This window comes from Dyella monticola (assembly GCF_003363155.1).
In the GTDB taxonomy this organism is placed as follows: Bacteria; Pseudomonadota; Gammaproteobacteria; order Xanthomonadales; family Rhodanobacteraceae; genus Dyella_B; species Dyella_B monticola.
On sequence record NZ_QRBE01000011.1, the window covers coordinates 139871 to 160147 of the forward strand.

Genomic DNA, 20277 nt, shown 5'->3' on the forward strand with positions numbered 1-20277 from the left:
CCACAGCACCAGGCGCGATTTACCCGATGCGCAACGATGCTACTTTACGGCGACCTTCCTAGCGCTTGCCAGGTCTTGAACTTCGCACACACGCCTAAGCGCTTTGCAGGTCGCGCCTGAAGGCTCGCTCATTGGGATACCACCCGATCTGCTGATAGCGACGCACGTGCGGCGCGGCCTGCATGATCGTCGATGCCCCCTCGACCGCGACCGATCGCACACTGCGTTTTACTGCCAACCGCCTCCCAGCGCGAGGAAGATGGTGATCTGGTCGCGATTGAGGGTGGATTGTCCAACGGCGATTGCCTGTTCGGCGGTCCAGCGATCCCGTTCGGCAGCCAGCCTTGCCATGCGGTCGATGCGGCCGCCCCGCTGCAGTTCTTCGGCCTGCTCGGCGCGGTGCGCGGCGCTGTCGCGGGCGGCTTGCCATTGCAGCTGCCGGTCAAGGTCCGCCGCATAGGTAGTGAGCGACGTCTCCACCTCGCGCAGCGCATTGAGTACCGTGCCATCGAACGCCGCCAGGCTCGCATAGCTTTGCGCATTGGCCTGTTCGATACGCGCGCGCACCGCGTTGCGATTCAGATTCCAAGTCACCAGCGGCCCGATGGCGAAACGATTGGTGTACCCCGTCAATGCATCGACCGCTTTACCGGTCGATCCCACGGAAGCACCGAATTTGATATCCGGATACAGCGCGGCGGTGGCCATGCCGATGCGGGCCGTTGCCGCGGCCAGACGCCGTTCGGCCGCGCGCACATCCGGACGGCGCCTGAGCAGGTCGCGGCCGTCACCGGTCGGAAGCGGTTGCTCGAGATGCAACGGTGTGTTGCAGGCGAGCAGCGTGCGATCGAAGTTCGCCGGTGGCTGTCCGGCGAGTGTGGCCAGACGGAACAAGGCATTGCGTTGCGCCGCCTGCAACGGTGGCAACTGTGCCTTGATGGTCGCCAGTGCATCTTGCTGCCGCGTGCCATCCAGCGGCGATGCGCGTCCGTGTGACACCAGCAGTTCCGTCATCTGCGCATCGTCTTGCTCGATGCCGATGCGCTTTTGCGCCAGTGCAATCTCGTGCCCCGCGTTGCAGGCATCGGCGTACGCGAGCACGGTTTGCGCAACGACATTGATGCGCACCAGATCGCGCGCCGCTGCCGCGGCTTCGTCGTCGTCACGGGCCGCTTCCACGCCACGGCGAATGGCGCCGAACAAGTCCAGGTCGTAGCTGACCGACACGCCGCCGTTGTAGTTCTGGTAAGGCGTTACACCGACACGTTTGAGCACCGCTTCTTCGGAAGGATGCGTCCAGGCCGTGGCCGCATCCACGCTGCCGGCGAACCGTTGCGAATCGGCGTCGGCAAGCAATGCATCGCTGTGTTCGAGATTGGCCTCGGCAAAACGCAAGTGCGTATTCGCTGCCAGGGTTTGCGCGATAAGGCGATCCAATACGGGATCGTCGTACAGCTTCCACCATGTGTCCGGCAATACCATCGTGCGGGTTACCGCGGAGCCGGAGACAAAGTCGCCTTGAGCTGCCGGCGCGTTCACCGCAGCCTGCGCCGGCACGCGATAGTCGGGCCCGACTTCGGCACAGCCGATCAAGGCAGCACAGGCCAACGCTGCCAGAACAATGCGCGGTCTCACCATGGCAGCAGGCCCGGCGACTTATCGGGTGAGTGCACGACCACCGTGGCGGTCTGGCCTGGAACCAGGCGAGTGCCCTTGGGCACGTCATCGATCGCGATGCGCACCGGTATGCGCTGCGCCAGTCTCACCCAGGTGAAGGCGGGATTGACGTCGGCGGGCTTGGACATGTCGCCGCTACGTTCGCGATCCTCGATCGCCGACGCAATGCTATCGACGTGACCGCGAATCTCGCCGGGCACACCCATCAAGTGAACGCTGACGCGGTCGCCCACATGGATGCGCTGCAGCTTGGTCTCTTCGAAATAGCCTTCCACGCGCAACGAGGGCGTATCCACCAGCGCGAGGGCCGGCTTGCCCACCGTAAGATAGATGCCGGGCTGCAAGGTGACATTGGTGACCTCGCCGCTTACCGGCGCCTTGACCTGGGTGCGATCCAGATTGAGCTGCGCCAGATCGCGCGCCGCCACCGCTTGCGCCACCGCCATGCGCAGTTGCTCGACCTTGGTCTGTCCCTGTTCGATCACTTCGCTGGCCACGACATTGGCCATCGAGCGGTTGCGCCGATCTTCGCGCATGGCTTCGCCGAGCGCGGCGCGTTGACTGCCAAGGCTCGCCTGCGCCTGTTGCAGCGCCAGCGTGTAGCGCGACGGGTCGATCACCAGCAACACCTGGCCCTGGCGCACCATCTGGTTGTCATGCACGCGCACGTCGGTGATCAGCCCGGCGACATCGGGCGCAATCGGCACGATATCGGCAAGGACTTTGCCATCGCGCGTGACTGGCTCCACTTGATAGCGAATCCACAGCGCACGCACCGCAAGCAGCAGCAAGGCAATCGCCAGTAGCGTGCACAGCGCACGCAGAATTTTCATGCTCCAGATTTTTAGCAAGGCCTTATCCATAGTGAAAATAGCCGTCGGCAAAGGTGGTCATGCCCCACCACAACAGCGCGAACAGGGTGAGCTCCCATACACCCGCATGCCCGAGTGCAGCGGACCACGACACGCGCTGCCACAAGCCGCGCAGCAGGTGCGCGAGGATGCCGGCGAGCACCGCCCACGCCAGTGCGGCAGGTAGATACACGCCCCATACATGCAGCTCTTCAAGCATCGCAGACCATCCTTGGAACCGCTGCGGTGGGAAACAGGTTGCAGCGCATGCCGACCAGCGCGAGCAAGGCTGGATGCGCAGACGCGCCGTGAGCGCGGACGCATAGGGTGGCAATGGCCATGTCGATGCTCGCGAGCAAGGACGAGGGAGGCGGCAGCAGTTCGCCTTTGCGCCCGCGCGCTTGGAACAGCGCCGCGATACCTTCCAAGACCTCGCGCAGCGAAACCTGGATCGGCCCGGACAAGGTCGGCAACGCGCGCCGGATCGCAATCACGTTGCGCCCGATGCGCAAATCGGCCAATCCATCGGCCGCATGCAGCGCGTCGCTGCCTTCGGCCACGGCCATGCGCGCAGCGATCTGGCCGAGGCGATCCACCGCCTTGCCGGTCCAGTGCACGGGCCGGAAGGGGCGTGCGGTCGAAGCCATCTGGCCGATCTCGCTCCAGTTGTCGCGGAGCATGCGTTTGGCCGTCCATCTCACGCTGACCGAGCGAAACAACTTGGCGACGGCGATCGTCGCAATGATGCCGCCGACCTGCGCGAGACCGACATTGATGAAGGTCGCGAAGTCGGCGATGAAGCGATCGAGGAAACCCAGTGCAACGATCAGGCACGAAAACATCGGCAGTGCTCGCGCCGACAACGACGGCGTGGCCTGGATATAACCGATCGCCAGCAGCGCCGGCGCCAGAGTCACGATCAACATGGCGCAACCGTCGACGCGCGGCAGCACGGCAAACAGATAGAACGCGGCGAGCGGAAAGGTCAGCAGGGTTGCGCCGAGGTAACGGCCAAGCACCGGCGCCGGGTCGTCCTGCATGGCGAAGGAGCAGGTGATCAGCGCCGCAAAGGCCGCCGTGGCCGAACCGCTGGGCCACGCCAGCAGGATCCACACCGCGCAATACAGCATGATGGCCGTCGCCGTTGCCAAACCGGCCAACATCGCCAGGCCGTGGTCGCGCGCCAGCGGAAACGATCTGTCGCGCTCGTGCGTGGGTTCCCTCTTCTCTTGCGACTGCGGTGCGCCATCGAGTTGTTGCGCCAGCCGGCACGCCTCGACCTGCGCTTCGATGAATTCGGCCATGCGCACACACAGGCTCGCGCGCAGCAGAGTGCGCCATGACAGCGACTGTTCGGCGCGCTCGGCCAGCGCACGGCAGCGCATCGCCAGCTCGGGGCCGGTCGTGAACTGCAGCGGTGCCGGCGTGGCCAGCCAGGCGCGCGTGTCTTCGACCAAGCGCGCCAGTTGCGCATCGAGCGGCGCCAGCGCGCTGAGCATGTCCAGACGATTGGCCGCCGCCGACGCCAACGGCAGTACGGTGGCCAACTGTTTCTGCACGCCCAGCACCGTGCGGCGGCCGGCGGTGGTCGGCAGATGGATGGCCATCATGCCGAGCTCGGCGACATCCGCGGCCAACATGCGCCGGTGCTCGTATTCAAGACGCGTGTGACGCTGACCGAGCGCCTCGCGTGTCCAACGCGACGCATGCGCGAGAAACGCGCTGGCGCGGCCATGAATGATCGGCCTCGCACTCCACGGTTGGAGCAAGCTGTGCACGAGCGTGACACTGACGATCGCCACCGCCATCTCTTCCACGCGGGAAATGGTGGTGGTGAAAACATCGGCCGGATCATCCAGATAGGGAAAGCTGATCACTGCCGAGCTGAATGCCGCCATCTGGAACAAGAAGGCGCGTGGTGTCCGATCCAGCACGGCAAGATAAATGCATACGCCGGTCCAGGCGGCCATGCACAGCACCAGCAGTTCCGGCGCGTGCTGCAAATTGGGCACCACCAGAATGGAAACCAGCGCACCGGTCAGGATGCCGCCCAGGCGGTAGAGCACCTTCGGTCGAAACGCGCCGGCCATCGGCTGCGCCGTCACGTAGACAGTGAGCAGGGCCCACCACGGACGCGGCAGACTGAACTCGAAGGCGATGGTCAGCGTGATCGCGGCGGCAATGAAACTGCTCAGCGAAAACAGCAGTTTCTGCGGTTCGAACAGCAGCAAAGACCACGGCAGGGGTGCCGACTGGACGGTAGTGGACATGGGATGGGCAAAACGAAAACGCGAGGACAAACCGTCGCCACCGCAAAAGTGGGGAGAGCGCTGGCGCGGTGGGCGCGTGCATTCTGCCTCATAAACGGAGCAAAGCTGAGATCAAAATATTGCTGGATATCAGCAATAAAACTGCGCTTAAGCGCGCGCCACGCCTGTCCATATGCCGCCTGAGCATGTAGCGGAGCTCACAAAAATATTAGAATTGTGCGGTCGTTCAATAACAAAATTTTGCTGGATGGACATCAACGCTGCACGCACGTTCCTGGAAATCGTCAAGACCGGCAGTTTTATCAGCGCTGCGACCAACCTCAATCTGACGCAGACGGCCGTCAGTGCCCGAATCCGCGTATTGGAAGAGCAGCTGGATCGCCCTTTGTTCGTGCGCAACAAAGCCGGCGCACGGCTGACTGCGGCCGGCGAACAATTCCTGCGCTTCGCCACCACCATGGTCCAGGTATGGGAGCGCGCGCGTAAGGCCGTCGCGCTGCCGCCCGGACGCGAGATGGTGGTAACGGTCGGCGCCGAACTCAGTCTGTGGGATCCCTTGCTGCGCGATTGGCTTTTCTGGGTCCGCCAGGCATGCCCCGAATTCGCCGTGAGCGCGCAGATCGATGACGCCGACCGCTTGGTGGACCGCGTGCAAGCCGGTCTGCTGGACGTCGCGATCGTCTACGCGGCGCCCCAGCGTCCAGGCGTCATCGCCGAACTCCTGTTCGAAGAAAAATTGGTGATGGTCAGCACCAAGCCGACTCACCGCAAACATCCGGAACGAGCGGAAGATCACGTGCGCATCGACTGGGGCGATGCGTTCGCCGCCGGCTATCAGGCGGCTTTTCCCGATCATCCCAATCCGGTGGTGTCGATCAGCTACGGGCCACTGGCGCTCGACTACATCCTCGCCATGGGTGGCAGCGGCTATTTCCGCAAAGGCTTCGTGCGCCGCTATCTGGACGACGGACGCCTTAGCCTGGTGCCGGACAGCCCCGAATTTTCCTACTCGGCATACGCCGTGCACTCGGCCAAGGCCGATAAAGGCGTCATGGAGCGCATCCGTGTCGGCCTGCGTGAAGTGGCTGCACGGATCGCGTCGGACAACCAATCGACCAAGCAGCGATCGAAGGCGCGCAAACGGACGCGGTGACGTTGCTGGCGGCCATCACCGCCGGATCAGGCAGCGCCGCGCGCACCCTTTCCGCGTTTTGAAGTTCCCTCAGGGCCATCCGCACTCGCAAGTCCGGCAATCAGGATATCGATGAGCCGATACGCGCGCGGCATCCAATCGGCGGGGTCGTTGCTGGTGGAAAATCCGAACACGGCGTAGAGCAGGTCCATCGGGCGGACGTCTTGGTGCACGTCGCCGTGCTCGATGGCGCGGGTGATCAGGCGCTCGGCCGCCGCTCTGATCTGCGTCGCGGAATAGTCGAACAGCGCCGAGTTGTCGCTCGTGGCCGCGTTGAGCACCGGCAGAATGATTTTTTTCGTGCCGAGGTAATCGACGAACAGGCGCAGCCACGCGCGCAGCGCATCGAGTGGCTTCATCCTCTCCAGCAGGGCATCGGCAGCGCCGGCGAGTTGTTCCACTTCGTGGCGATAGACCGCCTGAAGCATCGCATCGCGCGTGGGGAAGTGCCGGTACAAGGTGCCGATGCCCACACCTGCACGCTTGGCAATTTCGTCCAACGTGACATCGGCGCCGCGTTCGGCGAACGCCTTTTTCGCCACATCCGTCAGATGGAGACGATTGCGTTCGGCGTCCGCGCGCGGCTTGCGCGGCGCGGTCGACTTTTTTTTCGCAGTGGCCACGGGTACCCCTTGTAAAACGGAGGATGCCTCCATATAACTAAACGGAGCTAACCTCCGGTTAGTCGCCATCATAGCGAACGCTGAGCCCCCAAGGGCATCGGCGACGACTTTTTCCCTGCGATTTTTGACGTACAGCGAGGCGTTTATGAACAAGCCATTCGGAGCGACATCCACGACGGACGAGGTGCTGGCCGGCATCGACCTCAGCGGCAAACGCATTCTGGTAACGGGTGTTTCGGCCGGCCTGGGTGTGGAAACGGCCCGGGCGTTGGCCGCCCGTGGCGCGCATGTGATTGGCGCGGCGCGCGATCTGGTCAAAGCCCAAACCGCGACAGAAAGCGTGCGCGCCGATACTCGCGGGCAAGGCGGTCTGGAGCTGATCGAGCTGGATCTGGCCTCCCTGGCCAGTGTGCGCCGCTGCGCCGATCGGCTGCTGGCGCGCGGCGAGCACCTGGATGCGGTGATCGCCAATGCCGGCGTCATGGCCTGCCCGTTCGGCCTGACCGAGGACGGTTTCGAAACACAATTTGGCACCAATCACCTGGGCCATTTCGTGTTCGTCAATCGCATTGCATCGCTCATCCAGGACGGCGGCCGATTGATAAACCTCACCTCGACCGGGCATCGCTATGCGGATGTGAATCTGGACGATCCCAATTTCGAGCATACCGAGTATGCGGAGTTCGTCGCCTACGGCCGCTCCAAGACCGCCAATATCCTGTTCGCCGTGGAATTCGACCGACGCCATAAACACCGCGGCGTGCGTGCCGCCGCTGTGCATCCGGGCGGCATCAGGACCGAGCTGGGGCGTCATATCTATCCCGACGACGCGTTGCTGCAACAACGCATCGAGGAGATCAACGAGCTGCACAAGGCTGCGGGCAAGCCACCCTTCAGGATGAAGTCGGTACCGCAAGGTGCGGCGACCTCGGTGTGGGCGGCGGTGGTCGCCGATGCAAACGACGTCGGCGGCACATACTGCGAAGATTGTCATGTCGGCGAAGTCGTCACCAACCCTGAACTTGTCGCGGTGAGCGAAGGCGTTCGCCCTTATGCGCTCGATGCGGGACGCGCCAAGGCGCTTTGGGCCAAGAGCGAAGCCATGGTGGGCGAAACGTTTTGAGTGATTGACCTCGGCACACCCGCCCCCAATCGCATGGCAAACGCAGCTCCGGGCGGGCAAGCTCGTGCAGCCTACGCAGTCATCAACGCAGCGACACGCCAGATCAAATCGGCAGCGCGATGGAACGTAATCGGGTTCTGACCAGTGTTGCCATCGCTTTGCCACAAATAACCGGCAGTGTCTTCTCGCGTCGGCCAGAGGACACGTCCATGCCTGCCAAACCACCTTCCAGCACACATCCCGGTGGCGATGCACCCCTGTGGCAATGGGATGGCGCCATGCCGATCATCATGTCTCTCGTGGTGCTGCTGATGGTCGCTGTCGAGCTTTGCAAGCAAGGTCTGCATGCACCACATCATGATGAAGGCACCGCCGATCACATCGCCATCATGCTCATGTTTGGACAGGTGCCGATCATGTTCTGGTTTGTGCTGTCGCGGCGGCACCATGTTTCTCGCATGCTGCCCACGCTGGCCATTCAATTGATGCTCTGGTCGATTACGTTTGCATTGGCGGTCAGCCTGACGTAGCTTTTTTTGTGAAAGATGGCGAGCGCAGCCAAACCCAACTGATCGTCCTGCGCTAGACCGATTTCACCTCGCCACCATCCATGCGCAGCGTGGCGCCCGTCATCCAGCGTGCGCCGGGTGAAACCAGAAACGCCATTAACTCGGCGATTTCCTCAGGTTTGCCGTAACGGGCAATGCCGGCTTCGCGCGGAAAGTGCTCAGTCGCTTCGGCGACACTCATGTTATGCAACGGCGCCCAATGCTCCAGATACGAGCGACGGCGACCGGTCATCACCGGGCCCGGCAGCACACTGTTGACCTGCACGCCGTCAGTAATGCCGCGATCGGAAAAGGCTTTGGCGAGCGCTGCGATCGCCGCGTTGATGGTGCCGACGGCGGCGTAAGGTGCCTTGGGGAAGATCGCCGAGTTGCCTGACGTAAACACCACCGAGCCATTGGCTGCTTTGAGCGCCGGCCACGCTTCGATGGTCAAGCGCCGCGCGCCATGCAGCTTCAACGCCATGCCGTTGTCCCACTGCTCATCGGTCATCTCGAACAGATCGATCTGCGGCACGGCGCCGGCGATATTGACGAGCGCGTCGATGCGGCCAAACGTTGCAAGCGTCTTCTCCACGACGGTTTTTGCCGCGGCTTTGTCCGCCAGGTCCAGGTCCAGAATCAGCGCCTTCGCGCCCTGGGCCTCAACCTCCTGTGCCGTTTCCGTCAGATGCTCACGGTTTCTTGCTACCAACACCAGCGCGCCGAAATCCTTGGCCAAGCGAATCGCCGTGGCTTTCCCGATACCTTGGCTTGCGCCGGTCACTATCGCCGTTGCATTAGACATGAGCGTCTCCGCGTTCGATTGAAAGGGTTTCAGGCCGCGAAATGCTCGCGGATGGCTTGGGCAATGTCCTTGGCATGGGTTTCCACGGCGAAATGTCCGGTCTCCAGGAACTGCACCCGCGCATCGGGCATATCACGCTTGAAAGCTTCGGCACCCGGCGGCAGAAAGAACGGATCGTGCTTGCCCCAGATCGCCAGGAAGCGCGGCTGATGGGTACGGAAATACGCCTGGAAAGCGGGGTAAAGCGCAACGTTGCTCTGATAGCTGAGAAACAGATCCAACTGCACGTCGTCCGCACCCTTGCGCGCAAGGTAATAGTTGTCCAGCGCGATGCCGTCGGGCGAGATCAGCGATTCATCCGACACGCCGTGCGTATATTGCCAGCGCGTGGTTTGCGGCGCCAAGAACTGACGCAACGCCTCGCGGTTTTTCTCCACCGGGTTTTGCCAATAGGTGCGAATCGGGTCCCAGCCATCGCTCAATCCTTCCACGTACGCGTTACCGTTTTGGGAAACGATGCCCGCGATGCGTTCCGGATGCTTTACGGCGAGACGAAAACCGGTCGGCGCACCGTAGTCGAAAACGTAGACGATAAAACGGTCGAAACCCACCACTTCGGTGAAACGGTCGATGATGTTGGCGAGGTTGTCGAACGTGTACGTGAACGCATCGCGCGCTGGCATGTCCGACAGGCCGAACCCCGGCAGATCGGGTGCCACGATATGGAAGTGATCGCTCAGGAGCGGAATCAAATCGCGGAACATGTGACTGGACGTCGGAAAACCATGCAACAGCAGCAACTTGGGTTTGTCAGGCGAACCTGCCTGGCGGTAGAAGATGTTGAAGCCGTCGACGTCGGCATGACGGTAGTGAATGGCGCTCATGACACGTTCTCCTGTTGGAAGAGATAAAGGATGGAATCGCGTTTCATCGCAGGCGGGCTTACGCCACCTGCTCACGCTTTGCTGTGCTCAATGGCCTCGACGATGATGGCTTCGACGCGCTCGGGCGCGGTCACACTTGGCAGGTGATCCATCGGATACGCGCTGATGTGTGCGTGCATACGCTCGGCCATGAAGCGCTGTGTTTTCTCGGGAATCATATGATCGTGCTCGGCCACCAGATACCAAGCGGGCAGGCTCTTCCACAGCGGTTGTTCTACGGCAACCGTGATGCAGGCAGGTGAAATCGGCAGTTGCGCAGCGGCTAGCGCCTGCTGCTCTGCATGGGTGGCGTGTTGCGCGAAGGCGATGCCAAACGCTTCGGTCGGCAACCAGATCCAGCCATCGGCGTCCGGCGCCAGTTTCGGCGCCTTGTCGTCGTGCTCGTTGCGGTAAAACACATCGGCCACCGTTTCGCCCTGATCAGGCGCCAGTGCGGTGACGTACACCAATGCTTTCACCTTCGGGCTTTGGACCGTGGCGATCACCGCGCCCGCATAGGCATGCCCCACCAGCACGATGGGTCCTTCGATCGGCTCCAGCGCCCTGTTCAGGGTGGCCGTATCGTCAGCCAGCGATGAAAGCGGCAAGCGCGGCGTAACTGTCTTAATGCCCCTGGCATGGAGCAGACGGACGACCTTGTCCCAGCTCGCCTCGTCCGCCCATGCGCCGTGTACCAGGACTGCGGTTGCGGTGTGCGTCGTCATTGAAGCGCTCTCCCATGCGATTTGGATGGTGTATCGGTTCGCGGGCGACGCTTGTGCGAAGCCGTAACCGCCTTAATGTTGCTAAGGAGGTTAGTGTGGCCATAGTAACTTGTCAACTGCCTTTTAGGAGGTTACTTTGAACGAAGGAGATAAATCATGACCCAGCCCGTTCCCGCCCTCTTCCTGGCCGACTCGCCCGGATTGGATTTCCTCAATTCGGTGGCCACTCCCGTGGATACGCCTGTCGATTGGCTCGACGACGGCGAAGGCCTGCTGAGCTGGCTTCAGCAGGCGCAGCTGGTACCGGACGACACGATCCGTTCCATCCGTACGCACGCCCTCCCGGGCGAAATCGATCGCCTTGCCGATCAGGCACGCACGCTCAGGGAATGGTTTCGTGGCTTTGTGCGCGCACGCATGGGACATCCGCTGCACGCTGCGGATCTGAGCGAGCTCGGTCCGCTCAATCAGCTGTTGAAGCGCGATGAGGGTTACAGCGAAATCGTCGCTGACAACGCCGAGGAGCCGCCCACGCTGCGCCTGGTGCGCATGCGGCGCTGGAATTCGCCGGAGGCGTTGTTGCTCCCGATTGCCGAATCACTCGCGCAGGTGATCACCCAGGAAGACTTCTCGTTTGTGAAAGCGTGCGAAGGACCCGCCTGCACTTTGCTGTTCGCCGACCACACGCGCGGACACGCCCGCAAGTGGTGCAGCATGTCGCTATGCGGCAACCGCGCAAAGCAGGCGGCGCATCGAAAGCGGATGGCCGGCCATTGATGCGATGGCAACCAGTCTCAATCGCGCGTTGAGCGATGCATTGGTCGCGCCCCGATGCGGCGCGTGCGGCAGATACCTAGGAATTCCGCGAAGCGATCAATCTATGTCGATCGCATCGACACGATCCGGATAAAAGGCTAAGTAGTCTTTGATCTCGATCATCGCGTCGTGCGGATGTTCATAGGTCCACACGGCGTTCTTTGCGCGCTCGCCCGCTGAGGGAATGCTGTAATAGGAGCAATCGCCTTTGTACGGGCAGTAGGTCGCATGGTCCGTGCGTTCCAGCAACGACATATCGGCATCGGCACGTGGAATGTAGTGGACGGGCGGATAGTTGGCCTCTTGCAGCGTGAGCGCATGTCGCGTGTCGGCGACCACGCGTCCACCGGCTCTCACCACGATATGGCTGCTATTGCGCGTAATGCTGATGGGATGATCCGGGCCTGGTTGCCTGACGGGACGCGCAGCGGCTGACGAGGACGGTGTCATGGTCGTGTCTCCTCACGATGGATTCAACCAAGCCATATGGGCGCATGGGCCGGTATCCAAGTGCATCTTAAGATGTAATGGTTTCGTGAGGTGGCACGCCTGACGAACTACTCATAAAGTGTTTCTATGTTGGATACCCTCCCGCCGATAATGGTTATGACGATGGTCTTTCCATCCTGCGCGTATTGCCATTGCTCACCCGCCGCCAGTTGATTCGTTGGCATGCGGCCGGTTTGCGGGCTCGTAAAAGCGCGCACGGCGGGGTTGCCCATTACTTGCTGTACCCGCACCGCACTGTCGCCAACCGACAGCACTTTATTACCGACGCGCAATGTCGTTGCCGCGTACAAAGTAGTGCTGACAAGCATCAGGGCGAAGATCAGAAAGCCTGCCGTGGATGTTCGTGGCAGTGAAGTAAGGCCAAATAATGAATGGGTACGCATGGCTGTGAGCCTCCTCGTCTGGTTGACGGTCTATGCGCCCTATGACGATTACACGGTAACAAAGCGGTGTGCTCGGCCGTAGGGAGGTCGCTCCCGAGAGCGTGTAGGAGATATCTATCGCGTCGTGGACGCATCTGGGGGCTTGCAGAAGCAGCATGCTCGCAGCGTTTGCTCGCTGTTATGCAATGCGCTTTGGTGCAGATCCGAACGGCAAATGTCAGTGGCGGCAATGCGCACCAAAAAAACACTCACACCATCGCCGGAATCCGAATACACGCAACAAACCCGCCGGATACCCCGTTGCGCCAACTCAGCGTCCCACGATGCAGCTCTGCCGCCCGCGCCACGATGCTCAAGCCAAGCCCTGTCCCCCCACCGCCCCGCGCCGGATCACCGCGTTCAAACGGCCGCCCCAACGCTTTGAGCTGTTCGCTCGGAACGCCCGGTCCGTGGTCGATGATGCTGACCGACCAACCCGTCTCGTCGGTATCGAGTACCACTTCAAAAGGCGCAGCACCATAGCGCTCGGCGTTATCCATCAAATTGCCGATGGCGCGACGAAGAAGGCTCGGCCGCACTCTGGCCGAAAACATCGCCGGACCACGCAGATGCCAGTCATCGGGTTGCGCGCGCAGCGCCAGCAGCTGGCCCATGAGTGTGATCAGATCGATTTCGCGCTGCGCTTCATCGCGTCCATCGCGAACAAACGCCAGACACTGCCCGATGGCGCTGTCGAGTTCTTCCAGGTCGGTGACCATGGCCTGGCGGCGCTGTACATCGTTGGCGTCGCCCAATTCCAAGGCCAGTCGCAGCCGCGCCAGCGGTGTGCGAAGGTCGTGCGAGATACCGGCAAGCATCAGCTCGCGTTCGCGCGCCGCGGAGCGCAGGCGTTCGCCGGCCTGGCCGACTGCCAGCGCGAGCTGCTGCACTTCCTTGGGGCTTCCCGTCAGCTGGGTCTGTGCGACCGGTTCGCCGGCCAGTAGCGCCTGCGCGTGGGCGGCAAGGCGCTCGAGCGGTTGCGTAAGGATGCGTGCAGCGAATGCGGCCACCAGCATGGCGATCACACCGGCCATGAGCGTAACGAGAAAGGTGGAGACAACCACTTGCCGGCGATAACTCAACGCGCGCAGCACGATCCAGCGTTGTGGGTCGTGGGCGCTGCGTATCCATATCTGTGGATCGGGGGTTTGCGTGACGGCCACGCGCGATGGATCGCCCAGAATGTTCGCCACTTTGCTGCGGATGTCCCTGAGCATCGGCGATAGGCGCACCGTTGCCGGTGGTGGCGATGTGCGGGAGAAGCGCAGCCCGACGCCGCTTAGTTCGCCGAGTGTCGCGGAAGCATCCACATCTTTGTGCGTCGCCAACTCATCGGCAGCGAGTGCGGCAACCACGGCGAGATGGCCATACGTGTCGCTGCCTGCTTTCAGCGTGATGCGCGTGGAAAGCATCGACGCAAGCGAAAGCGCCAGCAACAACGCCAGCATCAGCAAGCCGAGAATCAACGAAAACGTGGTCGGGTTTCGCTTCATGCCTGCGCTCCCTGCAGCACGAACACGTAGCCCTCGCCCCATACGGTCTGCAGCCAACGCGGCTGGCGGGGATCGTCTTCGATGTAGCGGCGCAGGCGCGAGACCATGACGTCGATGCTGCGATCGAAAGCCTCGTGATCGCGACCGCGTGCGATGGCGATCAATCGTTCGCGGCTCAAGGTCTGAAACGGGTGCGTGACCAGCGCGGCGAGCACGGCGAATTCTCCACTGGTGAGTTTGATCGTCGCGCCGTCGTCCAATAGCTGGCGCGTGGCAAGATCGAACGTGAAGCGTCCAAACGTGATCGGTGCCTGCTCGCGTAGCGGGGCGCCGACCGACACATGCGGCCGACGGCGCAACACGGCCCGGATGCGCGCCACCAGTTCGCGCGGGTTGCAGGGTTTGCCCAGGTAATCGTCGGCACCGATTTCCAGGCCCACGATGCGATCGACGTCGTCGCCCTTGGCCGTCAGCATGATGATGGGAATATCCACGCCTTCGGCGCGCAGGGTTCGGCATAACTGCAAACCATCCGCATCGGGCAGCATCAAGTCGAGCACGATCAGGTCGACATGATGCGCGGCCAGCTCCCTGCGCATCGCTGCCGCGTGCGGCGCACCATGCACCTGAAAACCCTGCTGGGTGAGATAGCGCTCGAGCAGGTCGCGCAGGCGCAGGTCGTCGTCGACGACAAGAATGTGGATGGTTTCCATGGGCGGACTATCTACCGGGCGCCGGGGCCGGGACAAGCGCCCCTTTTGGCGATGTGTAAGCAAATGTTTCTGTCCCACGGCCTGGTAACAAACGCTCACATTTACCCGCACACGGAAACACCTCGCCGCACAGGCGCGTGGACGATGGCCCCACGCAGCCACCCGGCCTGCGATCCATGCCAGCCATCTTTCGGGAGCGCATCATGTCCATCTCGTCGACGTTACGCCGTGCCTCGCTCGCTCTGGTCTGCCTGCCTGCTCTGTGCATGGTGGGTACGGCAAGCGCCCAGACCCGTTTCCACATGCATGCCGGCAGCGGCCCGCGCGGCACCGCCGTGGGTGGCGGCTACACCACCGCCAGCGGCGGCACCATCACGCATCAAGGCGCGCATTACGCCCGGGGCGCCAACGGCGCGAGCTACACCGGTCACAACCGCTTTACGCGCAATGCCAACGGTTCGGCGTCGAGCAGCCACACCTTCAATGGCACCACCGCCGCAGGCGGTAGTTTCGGCAGTAGCGGCGCCTATTCGCGCAGTGCCAGCGGCAGCGTGACCGGCAGCTCGCAAACCACCGCAAGCGGTCCGCGCGGTTCCTACGATGCCAGCACCCAAACGGCCAATGGCGTCACCACGCATGCCACGACCGCGACCAATGCCGCCACCGGTATCACGTATAACGGTCAGACGACCTACACCAAGGGCCAGGGCATCACGCATAGCGGTTCGTGCACCAATGCGAGCGGCGCCACGGTTTCCTGTGGTCAATGACAAACCCAGATACCCTTTTCAGCAGCGTAGCGAGGCCGGGGAGACGCTTGATGAAACGCATCATTACGCTCGTAGCGAGCAGCGCACTCGTTGTGTTGGTGGCGGCAAGCGCGCCGGCACAAACGGCGCGCGTTGGGTTATGGGCACGGCGCATGCAGGCGCAAACGCAAACCGCAGTACCGGCAGGCACGCGTGTCATCAGCAATATGCGTTATGGCGACGATCCACGTCAGCGCCTGGACGTCTACGCGCCGCCGCAGGCGCATGCTGCGCCGGTGATTTTCATGGTGCACGGCGGCGCGTGGGCCTTCGGCACCAAGACTGCGCGCGGCGTGGTGGAGAACAAAGTGGCGCGATGGGTACCGCGTGGATTCATGCTGATTTCCGTGGACTATCGCATGCTGCCTGATGCAGCGCCGCGTGCGCAGGCCGAGGATGTCGCACGTGCCTTGGCATTCGCACAGCATCACGCCAGCGAGTGGGGCGGGGATCCGGCGCAGTTCATTCTGATGGGACACTCCGCCGGCGCCCACCTGGTGTCGCTGATCACCGCTAACCCTGCTATCGCACGACAAGCGGGCGCGCAGGCCTGGTTGGGCACGGTGTCGCTGGATAGTGCCGCGCTGGATGTCGTCGCGCTCATGCAGCGGCGTCACTTGCCGCTGTACGACCGCGCCTTCGGCAGCGACACCGCCAACTGGATGGCTGCCTCGCCCTTGCAGCAAATGCACGATCGCATCGTGCCGTTCCTGGCGGTGTGTTCCACCCGGCGCAATCAGTCCTGTTCGCAGGCGCAGCGCTTTGTCGACAAGGCGGTGTCGCTGGGCTCATCGGCGAAGGTGCTGCCGGAAGATCTCACGCACGAACAGATCAACGAGCAGGTTGGCACGGCCGGTGGTTACACCGCCCATATCGAAGCCTTCATGCGCACCCTCAGCCCGGGCGTGGCTAGTCGACTGTCGAACTGATCGTGGCGCTGGATTTCGGCGGACACTGCTTTTGTCGCGTCCCCTGTGCGAGACCGATCAATGGTCGTCCGATGGTCTAAAGCCGTCGGGTGCAGGCGGGCCGCCAATGCGGCGGCCGCACGCCGGGTACGTCGTCGTGCCATCTGCGTGATCGATATAGGGTACAAACGCAAGTTCTTTATCGGGCTGATGCATCACGCAGAACGCCCCGACGTAATTCAGCCGTCCGCGTATGCCAGGCTCGTCGATGCGTTCTACAACCAAGACATAAGTTTGCCCTAGGACCCATTGCGTACCGCCGTGCCGTTCGTATTCATAACCCTTCAACGGCCTGCCAAACACGACACAGTTCCCAGGACGCAAGCGGACAGGCATTGCATCCTGTTCACGCTCCAGGGACCAACGGAAGTCCGTCCCTTTTCCCACCGGTATCTGCGGCACGATGTAGGCACGATCAAGCTTGATTACGTCGCCGTAGTCTTTCGGCAGGCAACCAGCCGGAAGCCCGTCGATCTGTCGAAGATCAAGACGATTGGGAAGCGAAGAGGCGGCATTGGCTCCGCCGTAAAGACAGATGAGCAGGCATGACGGGATCGCAACCAAGGAGCAGCGCATAACGGGGGAGCCCAGCTAACCGGGAAGATGGATTTTATCGCGAGGATTTTTCAAGAAAGGCTCCATGACTTTTCGGAGCAAACCCGGGTCTTTGCCAGGGTTGAGTGCATTGAAGTTATCTTTCCTTACACAGATCATGTAGTAATCCGAGATAAGGTCGCCTTGTTGTTCCATATTGAAATCCCTCAGCTGACTATCCGGCGTCAGCCGATATTATGTAGGCCGACTCACCTTTACTCGTAACCGTGAGTCCGTGACGCTTGACGGCATAACCCATTTGGTACTGCCACACATGAACCATTTCATGCATGAAGAGTGCAATCCATTTTGGACTTATCGTGGACGATGAATAATCGTTCTTATAGATCGCATCGGGAAAGTACATTTCTCCATTCGGCGTCACCGCCGTGTTGGGATCTTGCTTTCCCATGAACAACCACCAGCCGCCATGATGCACTTTCGCCGTCGCGTAATTTATACCGGAACCAAAAACAGTCTGCGCTTCCTCGACTTCGCCTCGCGTAAGCGAGCGTTTACCGCCTTCTGATACATAAACTGTTTTAACTGACGAGCCAACATCCCTGTCATTCGTTAAGCCGATTGAGTTGCCGCTTGCTTGAATTACCACGCGCTCGCGCTCGATGTCGTGATCACGCGCGCCACAGCATGCCCAACCTCGCGCTGCGCCTGCTGGCGTAAGCTCCACACGACTAATGGTCCATGGCTCGTCCGTGCCCATCCGCTGGGTACGACCATTTGCATCCGTGATGCCTACAAATATTTCTCCGGTTTCGAGGCGAACCTGATAGGGAACATGGCAGGCCGGCGTGCCTTTGTAGTCCGCAAGGCATAACTGCTCGTCAAAGGGGTGTGTCTTTGGTGGCTGTGCTGCTGGGGGTGTCGCGCACCCCTCGGGATAACAGATAGGACACTTTGAATTGCCGCAGCCCATTGCATGCCTCGAACTTACGCGTATGTCTCAACACGTATAGCAAAGCGGGCGGTCCGCCAAAGTCGGATTTACCTCACGGTTGATTAGGGGCGTACTTTTGGCTGCCTTCCCGTTCGCCTTGCGCGAGTGACAGGGTGTACCTGATGGCGTCGATTCTCCAGGGCTGGAGACGCGGATAGTCAGCGAGTTGGACTTTTCCAAAAAAAAAAAGCGGCGACAGTAGCCTTCCTTTCACGAGAAGCGACAGAGCGGCTCGCACCCGCAGATCAGCAAGCCTGCCTCAGGACTGCCGCGCCAGCGCCTGCTCTTCCTCGACCGCCTGCGCCACGCGTTCGCTGTCCAGCCACTGCAGCCATTCGCTCAGCACCACCAGGGTCCAGATCGCGCGCGCGTGATCGCTCACGCGCGCCTGGTGTTCGGCGAACAAGGCCTGCGCCGCGCGCGTGTCGATGCCTGCAGCGGCCAGTTCGCCACTGGCGAGATGCGCGTGAGCCCAGTCACGCAGCGGTCCGCGCAGCCATGACGCCAGCGGCACCGACAAACCGCGCTTGCGTCGCGTAACCACCGCCTTGGGCAAGTAATCCAACGCGTAGCGTTTCAGAAACACCTTGGTGGTGAGGCCGCGCACGCGCGCTTCGCGCGGCAAGGTGGCGGCAAATTCGATCACGGATTGATCGAGAAACGGCGCGCGGATTTCCACGCCATGCAGCATGGCGCCGCGATCGGCTTTGGCCATCAACGCATCCGGCAGCGAGTGTCCGAAGTCGTACTGTTGGATGGTGTCGATCAGCCGCGACGCGTCGTGCTGCGTATCGTCCGTGGGCGGCTCCAGCCCCAACCGCCGCTGCCAGGCGGGTTGCACATTGGCCGTCCACAAAAGATGGCGTGCCAGGCCATCCAGCTCGTGGCCGAGAATGAAGCGCTTGAGCAGGAACGACAACGTGACTTTTTTATCACTGGTGGGCAGTGCATCGATCGTCCGTTGCGCCAGTGCTTTGATCGGTGGCGGCAGGTTGGCGTAATGACTGGCCCAGCGCGCGCCAAGATAGGTGGGATAACCGCCGAACAGTTCATCCGCACCTTCGCCGGCCAACAACAGACGCACATCCTGCGATGCACGGCGCGTGACCAGCGAAAGCGGAATCCAGGCAGGGTCGGCCAGCGGCTCACCGGTCGCGCGCACCAGTTCGCGCAGCATGCGCGGCACGTCTTGCGCACCAACGTTCACCGGCACGAAGTTGCAGCCCAGGTCGCGCGCAAGCTGCGCGGCGTGATGGCCTTCGTCGAACGATGATTCCGAAAAACGGATGCAGTACGCGTTGATGTTTTTCTCAGGGCGCACGCTGCGCGCCACCGCGGTCATCAAGGCCGAATCGATGCCGCCGCTCAGCAGTACGCCGTAATCCACGTCGATATCGCTTTGCCGGCGCACGGCCTCGCGAAAGATCGGATCGAACGCACGCGGCGACGGCGCGCTGGTGGCCTTTTGCGCGGGAAAATCCCAGTAGCGCAGATGACGCACGCCAGTGGGTTCGATCACCACCATCTCGCCCGGTTTCACTTTGTGAATGTGCTTGAGCGGGCTGGATGGCGCAGGGCAATAACCGGAGCGCACATACTGCGCGAGGCCCGTTGCATCGATCTGCAGCTCCGGCTTGCACGCTTTGACCAGCGCAGCCAGTTCGGAGGCGTAATACACCGTCTGGCCGAACACCGCGTAATACAGGTGCCGTTCGCCCGCGCGATCGCGCGCCAGGATCAGCCGCTGATGGCGGTTGTCCCACAGTGCCAGCGCAAAAACGCCATGCACGTGCTCCAGGAACGAAAGCCCTTTTTCCAGGTATAACGGCGCCAGCACGGCCACGTCGGTGCTGAGCGTGACGGCATGCCCGGCATCGGCCAGCGTCTGGCGCAGTTCGCGGTGATTATCGATTTCGCCATTGCAGGCAACGATCACCCCACCTTCGTATTCGAGCAGCGGCGGCTGGTGCTGATCCACGCCACGGATGGCCAGGCGATTGGTCGCCATGGCAAGGTTGGCGCGTGACACGAACGCATCGCCATGCGGACCACGGTGCGCAAGCGCTGCAAGCATCGCGCGCGCTTTTTGTTCAAGGTGTGGGCGCGGATGGCCTGCATCCCGACTCACGATTCCGCAAATTCCACACATGGACGAAGGCTCTGTTCGATACGCGGGGCGTTACCGGCCCCAATCGGCGGATTGTAATGGATGGGGGATCAGCGAGCCGGCAGCGACACCCGTCGCCGTCGCCCTTTCCAT

General features: G+C 62.0%; 21 protein-coding genes. 6 read left to right on the forward strand and 15 right to left on the reverse strand.

The window, feature by feature from the left end:
- Window positions 1-228: 228 nt before the first annotated feature.
- The 4 genes from DWU98_RS16805 to DWU98_RS16820 are packed head-to-tail and all read right to left on the reverse strand — an operon-like array spanning window position 229 to window position 4798.
- Complete coding sequence (locus DWU98_RS16805) at window positions 229-1638, reverse strand: efflux transporter outer membrane subunit (RefSeq protein WP_115496717.1); 1410 nt, start codon at window positions 1636-1638, stop codon at window positions 229-231.
- Complete coding sequence (locus tag DWU98_RS16810; protein ID WP_115496762.1) at window positions 1632-2510, reverse strand: efflux RND transporter periplasmic adaptor subunit; 879 nt, start codon at window positions 2508-2510, stop codon at window positions 1632-1634. The genes DWU98_RS16805 and DWU98_RS16810 overlap by 7 nt, the downstream gene beginning before the upstream one ends.
- 22 nt (window positions 2511-2532) lie before the next feature.
- Entirely contained in the window at window positions 2533-2748 is a 216-nt protein-coding gene (locus tag DWU98_RS16815) for a DUF1656 domain-containing protein (protein WP_115496718.1), read from the reverse strand.
- Window positions 2741-4798 carry an FUSC family protein gene (locus DWU98_RS16820; protein ID WP_115496719.1) on the reverse strand — a complete coding sequence of 686 codons (2058 nt, stop codon included), beginning with the start codon at window positions 4796-4798 and terminating at the stop codon, window positions 2741-2743. The genes DWU98_RS16815 and DWU98_RS16820 overlap by 8 nt, the downstream gene beginning before the upstream one ends.
- A gap of 247 nt (window positions 4799-5045) precedes the next feature.
- On the opposite strand from DWU98_RS16820, the gene DWU98_RS16825 reads away from it, so the two are divergent.
- Entirely contained in the window at window positions 5046-5951 is a 906-nt protein-coding gene (locus tag DWU98_RS16825; RefSeq protein WP_115496720.1) for a LysR family transcriptional regulator, read from the forward strand.
- 26 nt (window positions 5952-5977) lie between these two features.
- Here DWU98_RS16825 and DWU98_RS16830 read toward each other — a convergent pair whose 3' ends face one another.
- Window positions 5978-6613, reverse strand: a complete 636-nt coding sequence (locus DWU98_RS16830; protein WP_230474888.1) for a TetR/AcrR family transcriptional regulator — start codon at window positions 6611-6613, stop codon at window positions 5978-5980.
- Window positions 6614-6758: 145 nt separating this feature from the next.
- On the opposite strand from DWU98_RS16830, the gene DWU98_RS16835 reads away from it, so the two are divergent.
- Window positions 6759-7736 carry an SDR family NAD(P)-dependent oxidoreductase gene (locus tag DWU98_RS16835; protein ID WP_115496722.1) on the forward strand — a complete coding sequence of 326 codons (978 nt, stop codon included), beginning with the start codon at window positions 6759-6761 and terminating at the stop codon, window positions 7734-7736.
- Window positions 7737-7945: 209 nt separating this feature from the next.
- The gene (locus DWU98_RS16840; RefSeq protein WP_115496723.1) at window positions 7946-8266 is read left to right on the forward strand and encodes a hypothetical protein; all 321 of its coding nucleotides are present in this window, start codon (window positions 7946-7948) and stop codon (window positions 8264-8266) included.
- A 52-nt stretch (window positions 8267-8318) separates the two neighbouring features.
- On the opposite strand, the gene DWU98_RS16845 is transcribed toward DWU98_RS16840, so the two are convergent.
- From DWU98_RS16845 to DWU98_RS16855, 3 genes are all read right to left on the reverse strand, one after another.
- The gene (locus tag DWU98_RS16845; RefSeq protein ID WP_115496724.1) at window positions 8319-9089 is read right to left on the reverse strand and encodes an SDR family oxidoreductase; all 771 of its coding nucleotides are present in this window, start codon (window positions 9087-9089) and stop codon (window positions 8319-8321) included.
- A 29-nt stretch (window positions 9090-9118) separates the two neighbouring features.
- Window positions 9119-9973: an alpha/beta fold hydrolase gene (locus DWU98_RS16850; protein ID WP_115496725.1), complete on the reverse strand. Its 855-nt coding sequence runs from the start codon at window positions 9971-9973 to the stop codon at window positions 9119-9121.
- Between the two features lie 71 nt (window positions 9974-10044).
- The gene (locus tag DWU98_RS16855; RefSeq protein WP_115496726.1) at window positions 10045-10737 is read right to left on the reverse strand and encodes an alpha/beta hydrolase; all 693 of its coding nucleotides are present in this window, start codon (window positions 10735-10737) and stop codon (window positions 10045-10047) included.
- Window positions 10738-10893: 156 nt separating this feature from the next.
- Here DWU98_RS16855 and DWU98_RS16860 point away from each other — a divergent pair, with 156 nt between their 5' ends.
- Entirely contained in the window at window positions 10894-11514 is a 621-nt protein-coding gene (locus DWU98_RS16860; protein ID WP_115496727.1) for a CGNR zinc finger domain-containing protein, read from the forward strand.
- 96 nt (window positions 11515-11610) lie between these two features.
- On the opposite strand, the gene DWU98_RS16865 is transcribed toward DWU98_RS16860, so the two are convergent.
- The 4 genes from DWU98_RS16865 to ompR form a co-directional block, all read right to left on the reverse strand.
- A complete protein-coding gene (locus tag DWU98_RS16865) occupies window positions 11611-12003 on the reverse strand; it encodes a DUF427 domain-containing protein (RefSeq protein WP_115496728.1) in 393 nt (130 codons plus the stop codon).
- 107 nt (window positions 12004-12110) lie between these two features.
- Window positions 12111-12446, reverse strand: coding sequence for a DUF2845 domain-containing protein (locus DWU98_RS16870; RefSeq protein ID WP_115496729.1), 336 nt, complete (start codon window positions 12444-12446; stop codon window positions 12111-12113).
- A gap of 248 nt (window positions 12447-12694) precedes the next feature.
- Complete coding sequence (locus DWU98_RS16875) at window positions 12695-13978, reverse strand: ATP-binding protein (RefSeq protein ID WP_158545096.1); 1284 nt, start codon at window positions 13976-13978, stop codon at window positions 12695-12697.
- On the reverse strand, window positions 13975-14691 hold the full coding sequence (ompR, locus tag DWU98_RS16880) for an osmolarity response regulator transcription factor OmpR (RefSeq protein ID WP_115496731.1): 717 nt from the start codon (window positions 14689-14691) through the stop codon (window positions 13975-13977). The genes DWU98_RS16875 and ompR overlap by 4 nt, the downstream gene beginning before the upstream one ends.
- Before the next feature lie 203 nt (window positions 14692-14894).
- Here ompR and DWU98_RS16885 point away from each other — a divergent pair, with 203 nt between their 5' ends.
- Together DWU98_RS16885 and DWU98_RS16890 are read left to right on the forward strand one after the other, a co-directional pair.
- Window positions 14895-15461: a hypothetical protein gene (locus tag DWU98_RS16885; RefSeq protein ID WP_147293355.1), complete on the forward strand. Its 567-nt coding sequence runs from the start codon at window positions 14895-14897 to the stop codon at window positions 15459-15461.
- Window positions 15462-15511: 50 nt separating this feature from the next.
- Entirely contained in the window at window positions 15512-16429 is a 918-nt protein-coding gene (locus DWU98_RS16890; RefSeq protein WP_115496733.1) for an alpha/beta hydrolase family protein, read from the forward strand.
- 57 nt (window positions 16430-16486) lie between these two features.
- Here DWU98_RS16890 and DWU98_RS16895 read toward each other — a convergent pair whose 3' ends face one another.
- The 3 genes from DWU98_RS16895 to asnB form a co-directional block, all read right to left on the reverse strand.
- The gene (locus tag DWU98_RS16895) at window positions 16487-17044 is read right to left on the reverse strand and encodes a hypothetical protein (protein WP_115496734.1); all 558 of its coding nucleotides are present in this window, start codon (window positions 17042-17044) and stop codon (window positions 16487-16489) included.
- A gap of 193 nt (window positions 17045-17237) precedes the next feature.
- Window positions 17238-17996, reverse strand: coding sequence for a hypothetical protein (locus tag DWU98_RS16900; RefSeq protein ID WP_147293356.1), 759 nt, complete (start codon window positions 17994-17996; stop codon window positions 17238-17240).
- 280 nt (window positions 17997-18276) lie between these two features.
- Entirely contained in the window at window positions 18277-20166 is a 1890-nt protein-coding gene (asnB, locus tag DWU98_RS16905) for an asparagine synthase (glutamine-hydrolyzing) (RefSeq protein WP_115496736.1), read from the reverse strand.
- Window positions 20167-20277: the final 111 nt, after the last annotated feature.

What these genes read in the sequence shown, in the direction of transcription:
- DWU98_RS16805 (WP_115496717.1), bottom strand. Translation starts at nt 1,638, where the DNA reads ATGGTGAGACCGCGCATTGTTCTGGCAGCGTTGGCCTGTGCTGCCTTG.
- DWU98_RS16810 (WP_115496762.1), bottom strand. Translation starts at nt 2,510, where the DNA reads ATGAAAATTCTGCGTGCGCTGTGCACGCTACTGGCGATTGCCTTGCTG.
- DWU98_RS16815 (WP_115496718.1), bottom strand. Translation starts at nt 2,748, where the DNA reads ATGCTTGAAGAGCTGCATGTATGGGGCGTGTATCTACCTGCCGCACTG.
- DWU98_RS16820 (WP_115496719.1), bottom strand. Translation starts at nt 4,798, where the DNA reads ATGTCCACTACCGTCCAGTCGGCACCCCTGCCGTGGTCTTTGCTGCTG.
- DWU98_RS16825 (WP_115496720.1), top strand. Translation starts at nt 5,046, where the DNA reads ATGGACATCAACGCTGCACGCACGTTCCTGGAAATCGTCAAGACCGGC.
- DWU98_RS16835 (WP_115496722.1), top strand. Translation starts at nt 6,759, where the DNA reads ATGAACAAGCCATTCGGAGCGACATCCACGACGGACGAGGTGCTGGCC.
- DWU98_RS16840 (WP_115496723.1), top strand. Translation starts at nt 7,946, where the DNA reads ATGCCTGCCAAACCACCTTCCAGCACACATCCCGGTGGCGATGCACCC.
- DWU98_RS16845 (WP_115496724.1), bottom strand. Translation starts at nt 9,089, where the DNA reads ATGTCTAATGCAACGGCGATAGTGACCGGCGCAAGCCAAGGTATCGGG.
- DWU98_RS16850 (WP_115496725.1), bottom strand. Translation starts at nt 9,973, where the DNA reads ATGAGCGCCATTCACTACCGTCATGCCGACGTCGACGGCTTCAACATC.
- DWU98_RS16855 (WP_115496726.1), bottom strand. Translation starts at nt 10,737, where the DNA reads ATGACGACGCACACCGCAACCGCAGTCCTGGTACACGGCGCATGGGCG.
- DWU98_RS16860 (WP_115496727.1), top strand. Translation starts at nt 10,894, where the DNA reads ATGACCCAGCCCGTTCCCGCCCTCTTCCTGGCCGACTCGCCCGGATTG.
- DWU98_RS16865 (WP_115496728.1), bottom strand. Translation starts at nt 12,003, where the DNA reads ATGACACCGTCCTCGTCAGCCGCTGCGCGTCCCGTCAGGCAACCAGGC.
- DWU98_RS16870 (WP_115496729.1), bottom strand. Translation starts at nt 12,446, where the DNA reads ATGCGTACCCATTCATTATTTGGCCTTACTTCACTGCCACGAACATCC.
- DWU98_RS16875 (WP_158545096.1), bottom strand. Translation starts at nt 13,978, where the DNA reads ATGAAGCGAAACCCGACCACGTTTTCGTTGATTCTCGGCTTGCTGATG.
- ompR (WP_115496731.1), bottom strand. Translation starts at nt 14,691, where the DNA reads ATGGAAACCATCCACATTCTTGTCGTCGACGACGACCTGCGCCTGCGC.
- DWU98_RS16885 (WP_147293355.1), top strand. Translation starts at nt 14,895, where the DNA reads ATGTCCATCTCGTCGACGTTACGCCGTGCCTCGCTCGCTCTGGTCTGC.
- DWU98_RS16890 (WP_115496733.1), top strand. Translation starts at nt 15,512, where the DNA reads ATGAAACGCATCATTACGCTCGTAGCGAGCAGCGCACTCGTTGTGTTG.
- DWU98_RS16895 (WP_115496734.1), bottom strand. Translation starts at nt 17,044, where the DNA reads ATGCGCTGCTCCTTGGTTGCGATCCCGTCATGCCTGCTCATCTGTCTT.
- DWU98_RS16900 (WP_147293356.1), bottom strand. Translation starts at nt 17,996, where the DNA reads ATGGGCTGCGGCAATTCAAAGTGTCCTATCTGTTATCCCGAGGGGTGC.
- asnB (WP_115496736.1), bottom strand. Translation starts at nt 20,166, where the DNA reads ATGTGTGGAATTTGCGGAATCGTGAGTCGGGATGCAGGCCATCCGCGC.